Source organism: Modestobacter sp. KNN46-3 (genome assembly GCF_011039295.1).
Genome location: NZ_JAAKGN010000016.1, coordinates 14,735 through 27,959 on the forward strand (window position 1 = coordinate 14,735; position 13,225 = coordinate 27,959).

The window sequence follows — 13,225 nt, forward strand, 5'->3', positions numbered from 1 at the left end:
CCGGGCGGGATGTGGGACGGCGCCTACGATGGTGCGGTGCCAGCCCTGCCCAGACCCATGACATCCCCCGAAGGGCAGCCCGCCGGTCCCGCTCCCCGGCGCGTCGCCGTCGTCACCCTCGGCTGCGCCCGCAACGAGGTCGACTCCGAGGAGCTCGCCGGCCGGCTGGCCGGCGACGGGTACGAACTGGTGGCCGACGGCGAGGCCGCCGACGCCGTGCTGGTGAACACCTGCGGCTTCATCGAGAGCGCGAAGAAGGACTCGGTCGACGCGATCCTCGCCGCCACCGACTCCGGCGCCGAGGTGATCGCCGTCGGCTGCATGGCCGAGCGGTACGGCGCGGAGCTCGCCGGGGCGCTGCCCGAGGCCACCGTGCTCGGCTTCGACGACTACGGCGCCATCGGCGACCGGCTGGACGACGTCCTCACCGGCCGGCCGCTGGTCCCGCACACCCCGCAGGACCGGCGCACCCTGCTGCCGATCAGCCCGGTGCAGCGCAGCGCGGCGACCCAGGCCCCCGACGCGCCGAGCATCCCCGGCCACGACTGGCTGCGGCGCAAGCGGTTGGCCAGTGGCCCGTCGGCGGCGTTGAAGATCGCCTCCGGCTGCGACCGGCGCTGCTCCTTCTGCGCGATCCCCACCTTCCGCGGGTCGTTCGTCTCCCGGCCGGCCGGTGAGGTGCTCGGCGAGGCGCAGTGGCTGGCCTCCCAGGGCGTCACCGAGATCGTCCTGGTCAGCGAGAACTCCACCTCCTACGGCAAGGACACCGGCGACCTGCGCTCGCTGGAGAAGCTGCTGCCCCAGCTGGCCGCGATCGACGGCGTCGTCCGGGTGCGGGTGGCCTACCTGCAGCCGGCGGAGCTGCGGCCGGGCCTGCTCGAGGTGATCGCCGCGACCCCGGGCATCGCCCCCTACTTCGACCTGTCGTTCCAGCACTCCTCACCGACGCTGCTGCGCCGGATGCGGCGCTTCGGCGGCACCGAGGACTTCCTCGGCATCATCGAGCGGGCCCGGGCGCTGGCCCCGGGCGCGGGCTTCCGGGCCAACGTCATCCTCGGGTTCCCCGGGGAGACCGAGGACGACGTCGCCGAGCTGGAGCGGTTCCTGACCGAGGGGCGGCTGGACGCCGTCGGCGTGTTCGGCTACTCCGACGAGGACGGCACCGAGGCGCTCGGCCTGCCCGGCAAGCTGGACCAGGACGAGATCGACGCCCGGGTGCGGCGGATCACCGACCTGGTCGAGGAGCTCACCGCCCAGCGCGCCGAGGAGCGGATCGGCAGCACCGTGGAGGTGCTGCTGACCGAGGACCTGTCGGTCGACGACGAGCCCGGCACCTGGGCCGGCCACGCCGCCCACCAGGACCCGGACGCCGACGGCACGACGACGGTCTCCGGGGTGCCCGCCGACGCGGTCGCCGGACAGGTGGTGCGGGCGGAGGTGGTCGACACCGAGGGCGTCGACCTGGTCGCCCGCGCGCTGCTGCCCGTGCCTGCCGCGACAGCTGTCGCCGCGACGGCCGGGGTCTGACCGGATGACCAGGGGTGTACCGGCCGACCCGGCGGCGACGCCGCCGGAGAGCACCCGCCTGCTCAACCTGCCCAACGCGCTGACCATGCTGCGGCTGGCGGTCGTGCCGCTGTTCGCGGTGCTGCTGCTGTCGGAGGGCGGGGCGGACGACGGGCGTCGTGCCTGGGCCACCCTCTTCTTCGTCGTCGCGATCATCACCGACCAGCTGGACGGCATGATCGCCCGCCGCACCAACCAGGTGACCGAGTTCGGGAAGCTCGCTGACCCGATCGCCGACAAGGCGCTCACCGGGACGGCGCTCATCGGCCTGTCGGTGCTGGACCTGCTGCCGTGGTGGGTGACGCTCACCATCCTGGTCCGCGAGGTGGGGGTCACCCTGCTGCGGTTCTGGGTCATCCGGCACGGGGTGATCGCCGCCAGCCGCGGCGGCAAGGCCAAGACCGTGCTCCAGTCGCTGGCCATCGGGATGTACATCCTGCCGATCGACGGGCTCTTCGGGTCGGCCCGCTGGTGGGTGATGGCCGCGGCCTTCGTGCTGACCGTCGCCACCGGCATCGACTACGTCTACCGGGCGGTGAAGCTGCGCCGCACCAGCGCGCGCGCCATGCGGGCCGCGGCGACCAGGCGGGCAGGCGCGGGCGACGAGCCCGGCGCCGCTGGTGGCCGCCGGGGCACCGTGGCGTGAGCTCGCCGGGCGCTGCCGGGACCGCGCAGCGGGTGCACGCAGCCCTGCTGGCCCGCCGTGAGACGGTCGCGGCCGCCGAGTCGCTGACCGCCGGCCTGTTCTGCGCGACCCTCGCCGCGGTGCCCGGCGCCAGCGCCACCCTGCGCGGGGGAGCGGTCGTGTACGCCACCGACCTGAAGACGACGCTGGCCGGGGTCGCCCCGGAGCTGCTGGCCGCCTCCGGCCCGGTGAGCGAGCCCACCGCGGCCGCGCTCGCCGAGGGCATCCGCAGCCGCTGTGCCGCCACCTGGGGCGTCGGGATCACCGGGGTGGCCGGCCCCGACCCGGTCGCCGAGCACGGGCCGGGGCGGGTCTACGTGGGTCTCAGTGACGGGCTGGTCACCGTCGTCCACGAGTTGGACCTCCCCGGCGACCGGGCCGCGGTGCGTGCCGGGGCGGTGCAGGAGGCGATGGCGCGGCTGCTGGGCCGGCTCGCCGAGCACGCGCTCCCCGGGAAGGCGGAGGACGGCGGGGGTGTTACGCCATGAGCGGACGGACCTCCACCGGCACGGTGACCCGGGTCATGGCCGCGTACGGTGAGCACACGGCGTCTCCCGGCCGATCCGGTCGGTGGCGTTGCTCGTTCGACCTGCTCGTCAGAGTGGACAGGAGACGGCCATGACGCTGCTGCGCACCCAGCTGGGGAACACCCTGCGGGGCCACCGGCTGCGCCAGCGGCGGACGCTGCGCGACGTCTCCGGCGCGGCCCGGGTGAGCCTGGGGTACCTCTCGGAGGTCGAGCGTGGCCAGAAGGAGGCGTCCTCCGAGCTGCTGGCCTCCATCTGCGACGCCCTGGACGTGGAGCTGGCCGACCTGCTGGCCGAGGTGAGCCTGGAGATGCGGCTCGCCGACCCGGCCGGGCACCCGGTCCGCCCGGTCGCGGTCGCCCGCCCGGGAGCCGACGACGCGGCCGCGGCGGCCGCGACGGACGTGCCCGCGGAGCAGGAGGCTGCCGCGGCGCCGGTCGCCGAGCCGGCCCTGGCCCTCGTGGGCAGTGGCCAGTCGGCCCGTGCGGCCGCCCGTTCCCGTGGGGCCGTCTCGCTCGCTGCCTGAGGAAGGACCCCGTCCTCCTCACCCCGCGCAGGCTCGGTGCGAGCCTGCGGACGGGGTCGGGGGTCGCGGCCTCCTGCGCCGGGCCGGTCGCTGTCGGTCGGATTCGTCCAGCGCGGGCGGGTGGGCGCGACACGAACTGCGCTCAGGGTCCACCTCCTTGACCCAGTGCGACGGAACGGGCACAAAGTGTCCATGTCTTCCCCAGGATCCCGCCCCCCGCTGCCGCAGCACCCCTCGCTCCCGGTGCCGACCTTCACCGGCCGGGGCGGGGTCACCGTGCTGGAGGCCGACGCCGCCGAGTCCGCGGCCGCCGAGGCCGCGGCTGCGGGCGGGCAGCACCTGACGACCCCGGTCCCGGCCGGCGCCGCGTTCCTGCAGCCGCCGGCACCCGGCCACCACGTGACCGCGCCGGTGCCCTCGCTGACCGTCGCCGTCCCCGCCCCGCGCCCGACCGCCCCGCGTCAGGACACCCGCCGCCCCGGGCGGGCCGGTGTGCCGATGAGCCGCACCCGGCGCGGCCTGCTCAACGGGGCACGCACGGCCTTCGCCGAGCGTGGGGTCCGCAAGACCACGATGCAGCACGTCGCCGCCGCCGCCGGTGTCGCCAAGGCCACCTTGTACAACCACTTCCGGACCAAGGACGACGTGGCGCACGCGCTGATCGCCTTCGAGCTGGACCGGCTGGCCGCGCTCGCCGCCGAGCTGCCGCTGACCGTTGCCGTCCCCGCGCTCGCCGAGGAGGTCGGCGGGCACCCGGTGCTGCGCCGGCTGGCCGAGACCGAGCCGGAGACCCTCGTGCAGATGATGGGGCTGGACGCCGACCGCTGGGGCGACGTCGTCGTCACCCTCGGCTCGGCGCTGCGGATCTCCCGCCCGGAGGCCGAGCTGGTGTGCCGCTGGCTGCTCGGCCTGGTGCTGCAGCCGGGCACGGTGCAGGAGCGGGCCGCGCAGGCCGCCGTCGTCACCGGGCAGCTCGTCGGCTGACCCACCCGCGCCGCTCCCTCGGCCGTCCCGGTCCCCGCGGACCGGGACGGCCGAGCGCCGTCCAGCCGGCACAGCGGGCCGTCGACCCGGTGACGTGACATCGTGTCGGGCGGCGCCCAGAGCCGGACCCCGTGCCAGACCACCAGCGGAGCGCGTGATGCGGTACCTGTTCCGGCCCCCGGCCACCGAGGCCGCCGGCCTGCTGTCCCTGCCGTGGCACCAGCCGCTGGAGGAGTGGGACGAGGCCCTGCTGCTCGAGGTGCCGCAACGGGGCATCTCGCGGCACGTCGTCCGCTTCACCGCCTCCGAGGGGCGGGTCTTCGCGCTCAAGGAGATCGCCGAGCCGCTGGCCCGGCACGAGTACGCGCTGCTGGCCGAGTTCGAGGGCGAGGGGCTGCCCTCGGTGTCGGTGCTGGGGATCTGCGTCGACCGGCCCGACGACCAGCAGGCCATCCTGGTCACCCGGTACCTCGAGTACTCGATGTCCTACCGGTACCTGTTCTCCGGCCCACGTGCCGCGGACGACCCGATGAAGCTGCTGGACACGCTGGTGGAGCTGCTGGTGCGGCTGCACCTGGCCGGCGTCTACTGGGGCGACTGCTCCCTGTCGAACACGCTCTTCCGGCTGGACGCCGGCACCTTCACCGCCTACATGGTCGACGCGGAGACCGCGGAGCGGCACCCCACGCTGTCGGCCCGCAAGCGCGCCTACGACGTCGACCTGGCGCGGGAACGGGTCGGGGCCGAGCTGATGGACCTGCAGGCCGGCGAGCTGCTGTCACCGGAGATCGACCCGATCGAGATCGCCGAGAGCCTGCCGATCCGGTACGAGGCGCTCTGGGAGGAGGTGACCCGGGAGGAGGTCTTCCGCGCCGACGAGCAGGCGATCCGGGTCGCCGAGCGACTCCAGCGGATCAACGACCTGGGCTTCGACGTCGGCGAGATCGAGCTGGTGACCTCGGGGGACGGCGCGCGGCTGCGGGTGGAGACCCGGGTCGCCGAGCCCGGACAGCACCGGCGTGAGCTGCTCCGGCTGACCGGCCTGGAGGTGCAGGAGAACCAGGCACAGCGGCTGCTCAACGACCTGCGTTCCTACCGGGCCTACCTGGAGCAGCGCGGCGGCAGCCCGGTGCCGGAGGCCGTCGCCGGCCACCGCTGGGTGACCGAGGTGTACCTGCCGGTGGTGGGCGCGGTCCCCGACGAGCTGGCCGGCCGGCTCGAGCCCGCGGAGGTCTTCCACGAGGTGCTGGAGCACCGCTGGTTCCTCTCCGAGCAGGCCGGGTTCGACGTCGGCACCTGGGTCGCGGTGCGCTCCTACGTCCAGAACGTGCTGCCCCGGATGCCCGCTCAGCTCACCACGCCGTCGGTGATCGCGCACCGCTCCGAAGCTCGCTGAGGGCGTTCGCCGGGACCACTCGGCGAGAGGAAACGGTGAGGTCTCGCTCCGGTTGACAGTCGTTGTGAGCAAGGCCACTCTCCGAGTTCCACGGTGACACGAGGTCACCTGGCGCCAACGGAGGCGGTGGTCCGGTGCCGGACGTCAGCAAGGTCGGAAGCGACAGGGTGCAGACCGGTCGGGCCGGTCCGTTCCACTCCCGCAGGTGGCGCAGGGCGTTGTCCGGTGCCGCGGCGGCTGGTCTCCTGAGCTCCGCGCTCGCGGCCTGTGGCAGCGACGAGGGGGGTGTGCCGACCCTCACCTGGTACACCAACCCCGACTCCGGGGGGCAGGCCGAGATCGCCGCCCGGTGCACGGAAGCCGCGGACGGCCAGTACGCGATCGAGACCGCCGTACTGCCCCGGGAGGCCTCCCAGCAGCGGGAGCAGCTGATCCGGCGGCTGGCCGCGAACGACGCCTCGATCGACATCATGAGCCTGGACCCGCCGTTCATCCCGGAGTTCGCCGAGGCGGGCTTCCTCGCGCCGGTGCCCTCCGACGTCGCCGAGCGGGTCACCGAGGACGTGGTGGAGAGCGCGGTCGAGGGCTCGACCTGGAACGACGAACTGGTCGCCGTCCCGTTCTGGGCGAACACCCAGCTGCTCTGGTACCGCGAGTCGGTCGTCGAGGAGGCCGGGCTGGACATGAGCCAGCCGGTCACCTGGGACCAGATCGTGGAGGCAGCCCAGGCCGCCGACGTGCAGGTCGGCGTGCAGGGCATCCGTGCCGAGGCGCTGACCGTCTGGTTCAACGCGCTGATCGAGTCCGCCGGCGGGTCGATCATCGAGGAGAACTCCACCGACCCGTCGGAGATCGAGCTGGGGCTCACGTCCGAGGCCGGCATCCGTGCCGCTGAGGTGGTGAGGATGATCGCCACCAGCGGGACGGTCGGCCCGGCGCTGTCGACGGCGAACGAGGACTCCACCGCGACGGCCTTCGAGGGCCCCGACGGCGGGTTCAACGTGAACTACCCGTTCGTCTACCCCCGGGCGCTGTCCGCCGTGGAGGCCGGGACCATGGACGCCTCGGTGCCCGAGGACTACGGCTGGGCGATCTACCCGCGGGTGGACGCCGACACCCCGGCCGCGCCGCCCTACGGCGGGATCAACCTCGGCGTCGGTGCCTTCAGCCAGTACCCCGAGCTCGCCTACGCGGCGACCGAGTGCATCACCTCGACGGAGAACCAGGCCTACTACTTCGTCACCAACGGCAACCCGGCCTCCGACACCGCCGTCTACGACGACCCGGAGGTGCTCGAGCAGTTCCCGATGGCGCCCACCATCCGGGACTCCCTGGAGCTGGCGGCGCCCCGACCGCAGACCCCGTACTACAGCGAGGTCTCCGGCGGGATCCAGCGGGTCTACCACCCGCCGTCGTCGGTCGAGCCAGAGCAGACCCCCGAGGCGGCCGCCGAGCTCATCAACGCCGTGCTGCGGAAGGAGCAGTTGCTGTGACCGAGCGCGCGACGCGGGTACCCGCGTCTTCCTCGAACGCCGGAGGGGGGACCTGGTGAGCACCACGACGCTCCCCCCGGCGGAGAAGACCCAGCCGGTCTCGGCCCCGGACGCGAAGACCAGCGACCGGGCCAAGAGCGAGCGGAAGCTCGGCTGGCTGCTGGCCGGCCCGGCCCTGGCGGTCATGCTGCTGGTGACCGCCTACCCGATCGCCCAGGCGGTCTACGACTCGCTGTTCGACTTCCGGCTGACCGACCCGGACAACCGGTCGTTCACCGGGCTGACGAACTACTCGGTGATCCTCACCGACTGGCTGTGGTGGCGGTCCCTGCTGGTCACCGGATTCATCACCCTGGTGACCGTGGCCGTGGAGCTGGTCCTGGGCTTCGCCCTCGCCATGGTGATGGCGAAGGCGCTCAGCACGATCCGGCCGGTGCTGCGGGCGGCGATCCTCATCCCGTACGCGGTCATCACCGTGGTGTCGGCCTTCGCCTGGCAGTTCGCCTTCGACATCCAGACCGGCTTCGTCAACAGCTGGTTCGGCTGGGTGCCGGGCATCAGCGGGGACACCGACTGGTTCGGTGGGACCTGGACCTCGCTGCTGGTCATCTGTCTCGCCGAGATCTGGAAGACCACGCCGTTCATCTCGCTGCTCCTGCTGGCCGGGCTCGCCCAGGTGCCGGAGGTGCTGCAGGAGGCGGCGAAGGTCGACGGTGCGAGCTGGTGGCAGCGGATGCGCAAGGTCACCCTGCCGAACATGAAGGCCGCGATCATGGTGGCCCTGCTGTTCCGCACCCTGGACGCGTTCCGGGTCTTCGACAGCATCTTCATCATGACCGGCGGGGCGAACGCGACCGAGTCGGTCTCCTTCCTCGCCTACCGGCAGACCATCTCGCGGCTGGAGATCGGGCTGGGGTCGGCGGTCTCGGTTCTGCTGTTCCTGGCGGTCGTGTTCATCGCCATGAGCTTCATCAAGGGCTTCAAGGTCGACCTGTCCCAGTCGAGGGGGGAAGGCTGATGTCCACCAAGGAGAAGACCTGGTGGGGCGTCGCCGGAGTGGCGATCGTCGTCTACGCGCTGTTCCCGATCGCCTGGATCGTGTCGCTGTCGTTCAAGGCGCCCAGCGCCCTGAACAACGGCAACTTCCTCCCCGGCGCCCCGACGTGGGAGAACTACTCCCTCATCATCACCGGTGGGGCCAGCGACCTGTTCCTGCCGGCGTTGCGCAACTCGTTCGGCATCTGCCTGATCGCCACGGCGATCTCGTGCCTGCTGGCCATGTTCGCCGCCTACGCGATCGCCCGGCTCGACTTCCCGGGGAAGAAGTTCATCCTCGGGACGGCGCTCGCGGTGGCGATCTTCCCGGTGATCTCGATCGTCACGCCGCTGTTCAACCTGTGGCGCAACATCGGGCTGTACGACACCTGGCCCGGGCTGATCATCCCGTACCTGTCCCTCACGCTGCCGATCTCGATCTGGACGATGTCGGCGTTCTTCCGGGAGATCCCCTGGGAGATGGAGCAGGCCGCGCAGGTCGACGGCGCGACCACCTGGCAGGCGTTCCGCAAGGTGATCGTCCCGCTGGCCGCACCGGGCGTCTTCACCACGGCGATCATCGCCTTCTTCATCGCCTGGAACGACTTCGTCTACGGCATCTCGCTGACCTCCACCGAGCAGGCGCGACCCGTGCCCGCGGCGCTGGGCCTGTTCTCCGGCGCCTCCCAGTTCGAGGACCCGACCGGTGCGATCGCGGCTGCCGCGGTCATCGTCACCATCCCGGTCATCGTCCTGGTCCTGCTCTTCCAGCGGCGCATCGTCGCCGGCCTCACCAACGGCGCCGTCAAGGGCTGACGCCCTCCCGCCGACCATGCTGATCGTGAAAGGGACGAACTGATGGCCTCGATCGAGATGAAGAACATCGTCAAGAAGTACGCCGACGGCTTCCCGGCGGTGAACGACATCAGCCTGGACATCGACGAGGGGGAGTTCATGATCCTCGTCGGCCCGTCCGGCTGCGGGAAGTCGACGCTGCTGCGGATGATCGTCGGGTTGGAGGACATCACCAGCGGCGACATGGTGATCGGCGGCACGCGGGTCAACGACAAGGCGCCGCGGGAACGCAACCTGTCGATGGTCTTCCAGAACTACGCGCTGTACCCGCACCTGACCGTGTACGAAAACATCGCCTTCCCGCTGCGGCTGGCCAAGGTGGACGACGCGGAGGTGCAGCGGCGGGTGAACGAGGCCGCCGACGTCCTGGAGCTGCACGAGCACCTGGAGCGCAAGCCGGCCAACCTCTCCGGTGGTCAGCGCCAGCGGGTGGCGATGGGGCGGGCGATCGTGCGGCAGGCCGAGGCGTTCCTCTTCGACGAGCCGCTGTCGAACCTGGACGCCAAGCTCCGCGGCCAGATGCGCACCGAGATCTCCCGGCTGCAGCGCCGGCTGGGGATCACCACCGTCTACGTCACCCACGACCAGACGGAGGCGATGACCCTCGGTGACCGGGTCTGCGTCCTGCGCAAGGGCGAGATCCAGCAGGTCGCCTCGCCGCGGGAGCTGTACGAGCAGCCGGTCAACCTCTTCGTCGCCGGCTTCATCGGCTCGCCGCCGATGAACTTCCTCCCCGCCCAGCTCGAAGGGTCCAAGCTGACCACGCCGTTCGGGGACATCGAGCTCGACGAGCGCCGGGCGGCCGCGGTCGCCGGCCGCGACCTGCTGCTGGTCGGCATCCGGCCGGAGTACTTCGAGGACGCGTCCCTGGTCGACGAGGCGAAGCGACCGCGCGGTTCGGTCTTCACCGCTCGCGTGGACGTCACCGAGTGGCTCGGTGACTCCCAGTTCGCCTACATCCCCTACGAGGCGCCCGACGAGATCCGCACCCAGCTGCGCGAACTGTCCAAGGAGCTGGACTCCGAGGAGCTGCGCACCCAGGCGATCGTGTCCATCGACGCGACCAGCCGGATCCGGGAGGGCCGGGACGCGGAGTTCTGGCTGGACAGCCGCAAGGTGCACGTCTTCGACCCGACGACGGGGGACAACCTGACCCGGGACGCCGATGCCGGTGCCGAGCTGACCCGGATGGCGGCCGAGGACCGGATCGAGCAGGTCCAGTCGGCGGAGGGCGAGGGGATCAGCGCCGCCTGACGGCGTCCCGGGGGTCGGCCACGGGTGGCTGCCACCCACGCTGCCCGGTGCAGAGGGCCTGCGCCGGGCAGCGGTTCGGCGCAGGCATGATCATGCCCGGGGTTTGTGCTGCGATGTCGCTGCGCACCTTTCCCCGCAGAGACCCTGGCCGGACACTGGAGGCAGAGCAGCATGGACATCACCACGACCGACGAGTGGGCAGCCCTTGCCGAGCACCACCGCGCGGTCGGCGCCCGGACGCTGCGCGAGCTGTTCGCCGAGGACCCCGAGCGCGCGGCCCGGCTGACCGGTACCGCCGGCGACCTGCACGTCGACCTCGCCAAGCACCGGGTCACCGACGAGACGCTGCAGCTGCTGGTCGCGCTGGCCGAGCGGGCCGGCGTGCCGGAGCGGATCGCGGCGATGTTCCGCGGCGGGCACATCAACACCACCGAGGACCGCGCCGTCCTGCACGTTGCACTGCGCGCACCGGAATCGGTGCCGCTCACCGTCGACGGCCAGGACGTCAGCGCCGACGTGCACGCGGTGCTGGCCAAGATGCGGGCCTTCGCCGACCGCGTGCGGTCGGGGGAGTGGACGGGGCACACCGGCGAGCGCATCCGGGCCGTGGTCAACATCGGCATCGGCGGCTCCGACCTCGGCCCGGCGATGGCGTACACCGCCCTGGCCGACTACAGCGACCGCGACCTCACCGCCCGGTTCGTCTCCAACATCGACCCCACCGACTTCTACGAGAAGACCGTGGACCTGGACCCGGCGACGACGCTGTTCGTGGTCTGCTCCAAGACGTTCACCACGCTGGAGACGCTGACCAACGCCACCGTCGCCCGAGACTGGCTGCTGGCCTCGGGTGCCGACGAGTCGGCGGTGGCCGAGCACTTCGTGGCGGTCTCCACCAACACCGACGCGGTGGCCGAGTTCGGCATCGACACCGCCAACATGTTCGAGTTCTGGGACTGGGTGGGCGGCCGCTACTCCTTCACCTCCGCGATCGGGCTCTCGCTCATGGTCGCGATCGGGCCGGACGCCTACGACGAGATGCTCGCCGGCTTCCACGCCGTCGACGAGCACTTCCGGACCGCGCCCCTCGCGGAGAACATGCCGTTGGTCCAGGGGCTGCTGAACGTCTGGTACACCGACTTCTTCGGTGCCCAGAGCCACGCCGTCCTGCCCTACAGCCAGTACCTGTCCCGGCTGCCGGCCTACCTGCAGCAGCTGACGATGGAGAGCAACGGCAAGTCCGTGCAGGCCGACGGGCAGCCGGTGACGACGGCGACCGGCGAGGTCTACTGGGGTGAGCCGGGCACCAACGGCCAGCACGCCTTCCACCAGCTGCTGCACCAGGGCACCTCGCTCGTCCCGGCCGACTTCATCGGGTTCGGGGAGCCCAACCACGACATCGGCGAGATGCACGACCTGCTGATGGCCAACATGTTCGCGCAGAGCGCCGCGCTCGCGTTCGGCAAGACCGCGGAGGAGGTCGCCGCCGACGGCACGCCGGCCGACGTCGTCCCGCACAAGGTGATGCCGGGCAACCGGCCCTCGACCACGATCCTGGCGCCGAAGCTGACCCCGGCCACGCTCGGGCAGCTGATCGCCTTCTACGAGCACACCGTCTTCACCCAGGGCGCGATCTGGCAGATCGACTCCTTCGACCAGTGGGGGGTCGAGCTCGGCAAGGTGATGGCCCGGCAGCTGGCCCCGGCGCTGACCAGCGAGACCGCGCCGGACATGGGCAGCCCCGAGATCGACGCGGACGCCTCCACCGCCGCTCTCGTCGCGCACTACCGGCGGCTCCGCGGCCGCCCGGCCTGACGCCCCCCGCCGTCCCCAGCGTGGATCAGGTGACCTGATCGAAGGCTGTCCCCCGCACCAGCGTTGGTGCGGGGGGACAGTCGTCGGTGCAGGAGGACGCGGGCGGAGACGGCGCGAACGGGTCACCGGGACGTGTGCGGTGGCTGGCCGGGGGCGCCGCCTGGGACGATGATCGGGACAGCGTCATCCGTGTCGCACCGCCCGCCGTCCGGCGGGGCTGGAGCACCGGACCAGGAGGAGCCATGCCGAACCCGTTCGTGAAGCTGTGGAAGTACCTGACGGCCTCGGCCAACAACCAGATCGACCAGCGCGCCGATCCCAAGATCCAGATCCAGCAGGCGATCGAGGCGGAGCAGCAGCGGCACCAGGCGCTGGCCAACCAGGCCGCCGCGGTGCTGGGCAACCAGCGTCAGCTGGAGATGCGGCTCAGCCGGCAGCTCGGTGACATCGAGAAGCTGCAGGCCTCGGCCCGGCAGGCGCTGACCCTCGCCGACCAGACCCGGGCCGCCGGGGACGCCGCGAAGGCTGCCGAGTACGAGCAGGCCGCGCAGGCCTTCGCCACCCAGCTGGTCAGCGGCGAGCAGGCGGTCGAGGACCTCAAGCGCAGCCACGACGAGGCCTTGCAGGCCGCCGAGCAGGCCAAGGGCGCGGTCGAGCAGAGCCGGATGCGGCTGCAGTCGACGCTGGCCGAGCGCACCAAGCTGATGTCGCAGCTGGAGCAGGCCAAGATGCAGGAGCAGGTCTCCGCCTCGCTCAAGTCGGTCAACGAGCTGTCCGCACCGGGCAACACCCCCAACCTCGGTGAGGTCCGCGACAAGATCGAGGCCCGCTACGCCAACGCGCTCGGCCAGGCCGAGCTCGCGCAGAACTCGGTCGAGGGCCGGATGCTCGAGGTCGAGAAGGCGACCATCGACGTCGCCGGCGCCTCCCGGCTGGCCGAGCTCCGCGCGTCGATGGGCGGTGGCACCCAAGCCATCAGCGGCACCCAGGCCGCCGGCGCGATCGAGCAGGGCACCCCGCAGGTGACCGAGCTCGGCGCCGAGACCCCGGTTGCCCAGCCGGCGGAGCGGCCCGAGCAGTAGGAGCACT

12 protein-coding genes are annotated in these 13,225 nt (G+C 72.0%); all 12 read left to right on the top strand.

Translation table 11 applies throughout. From position 1 onward, the window contains the following. Positions 1-57: 57 nt before the first annotated feature. The 12 genes from rimO (at position 58) to G5C62_RS06235 (ending at position 13,218) form a co-directional block, all read left to right on the top strand. Entirely contained in the window at positions 58-1,527 is a 1,470-nt protein-coding gene (rimO, locus tag G5C62_RS06180) for a 30S ribosomal protein S12 methylthiotransferase RimO (protein WP_164700322.1), read from the top strand. Between the two features lie 4 nt (positions 1,528-1,531). Beyond that, a complete protein-coding gene (gene pgsA / locus G5C62_RS06185; protein WP_164700323.1) occupies positions 1,532-2,212 on the top strand; it encodes a CDP-diacylglycerol--glycerol-3-phosphate 3-phosphatidyltransferase in 681 nt (226 codons plus the stop codon). After that, the gene (locus tag G5C62_RS06190) at positions 2,209-2,739 is read left to right on the top strand and encodes a CinA family protein (protein WP_164700324.1); all 531 of its coding nucleotides are present in this window, start codon (positions 2,209-2,211) and stop codon (positions 2,737-2,739) included. Before pgsA ends, G5C62_RS06190 begins: the two co-directional genes overlap by 4 nt. Before the next feature lie 130 nt (positions 2,740-2,869). After that, entirely contained in the window at positions 2,870-3,304 is a 435-nt protein-coding gene (locus G5C62_RS06195; protein WP_164700325.1) for a helix-turn-helix domain-containing protein, read from the top strand. 192 nt (positions 3,305-3,496) lie between these two features. Next, complete coding sequence (locus G5C62_RS27965) at positions 3,497-4,288, top strand: TetR/AcrR family transcriptional regulator (protein WP_241175728.1); 792 nt, start codon at positions 3,497-3,499, stop codon at positions 4,286-4,288. Between the two features lie 157 nt (positions 4,289-4,445). Next, entirely contained in the window at positions 4,446-5,684 is a 1,239-nt protein-coding gene (locus tag G5C62_RS06205) for a DUF4032 domain-containing protein (RefSeq protein ID WP_036334050.1), read from the top strand. Positions 5,685-5,971: 287 nt separating this feature from the next. Continuing rightward, positions 5,972-7,177, top strand: coding sequence for an extracellular solute-binding protein (locus G5C62_RS06210; protein ID WP_241175729.1), 1,206 nt, complete (start codon positions 5,972-5,974; stop codon positions 7,175-7,177). 55 nt (positions 7,178-7,232) lie between these two features. Then, complete coding sequence (locus G5C62_RS06215) at positions 7,233-8,195, top strand: carbohydrate ABC transporter permease (protein ID WP_164700327.1); 963 nt, start codon at positions 7,233-7,235, stop codon at positions 8,193-8,195. Continuing rightward, positions 8,195-9,028 carry a carbohydrate ABC transporter permease gene (locus G5C62_RS06220; protein WP_164700328.1) on the top strand — a complete coding sequence of 278 codons (834 nt, stop codon included), beginning with the start codon at positions 8,195-8,197 and terminating at the stop codon, positions 9,026-9,028. Before G5C62_RS06215 ends, G5C62_RS06220 begins: the two co-directional genes overlap by 1 nt. Positions 9,029-9,070: 42 nt before the next feature. Then, positions 9,071-10,321: an ABC transporter ATP-binding protein gene (gene ugpC / locus G5C62_RS06225; protein ID WP_164700329.1), complete on the top strand. Its 1,251-nt coding sequence runs from the start codon at positions 9,071-9,073 to the stop codon at positions 10,319-10,321. Positions 10,322-10,492: 171 nt separating this feature from the next. Beyond that, positions 10,493-12,136: a glucose-6-phosphate isomerase gene (gene pgi, locus G5C62_RS06230; protein ID WP_164700330.1), complete on the top strand. Its 1,644-nt coding sequence runs from the start codon at positions 10,493-10,495 to the stop codon at positions 12,134-12,136. A 242-nt stretch (positions 12,137-12,378) separates the two neighbouring features. Then, a complete protein-coding gene (locus G5C62_RS06235) occupies positions 12,379-13,218 on the top strand; it encodes a PspA/IM30 family protein (protein ID WP_164700331.1) in 840 nt (279 codons plus the stop codon). Positions 13,219-13,225: the final 7 nt, after the last annotated feature.

Bases quoted from the DNA above. Each gene is read 5' to 3' on its own strand.
- rimO (WP_164700322.1), top strand. From the start codon at position 58: ATGACATCCCCCGAAGGGCAGCCCGCCGGTCCCGCTCCCCGGCGCGTC.
- pgsA (WP_164700323.1), top strand. From the start codon at position 1,532: ATGACCAGGGGTGTACCGGCCGACCCGGCGGCGACGCCGCCGGAGAGC.
- G5C62_RS06195 (WP_164700325.1), top strand. From the start codon at position 2,870: ATGACGCTGCTGCGCACCCAGCTGGGGAACACCCTGCGGGGCCACCGG.
- G5C62_RS27965 (WP_241175728.1), top strand. From the start codon at position 3,497: ATGTCTTCCCCAGGATCCCGCCCCCCGCTGCCGCAGCACCCCTCGCTC.
- G5C62_RS06205 (WP_036334050.1), top strand. From the start codon at position 4,446: ATGCGGTACCTGTTCCGGCCCCCGGCCACCGAGGCCGCCGGCCTGCTG.
- G5C62_RS06220 (WP_164700328.1), top strand. From the start codon at position 8,195: ATGTCCACCAAGGAGAAGACCTGGTGGGGCGTCGCCGGAGTGGCGATC.
- ugpC (WP_164700329.1), top strand. From the start codon at position 9,071: ATGGCCTCGATCGAGATGAAGAACATCGTCAAGAAGTACGCCGACGGC.
- pgi (WP_164700330.1), top strand. From the start codon at position 10,493: ATGGACATCACCACGACCGACGAGTGGGCAGCCCTTGCCGAGCACCAC.
- G5C62_RS06235 (WP_164700331.1), top strand. From the start codon at position 12,379: ATGCCGAACCCGTTCGTGAAGCTGTGGAAGTACCTGACGGCCTCGGCC.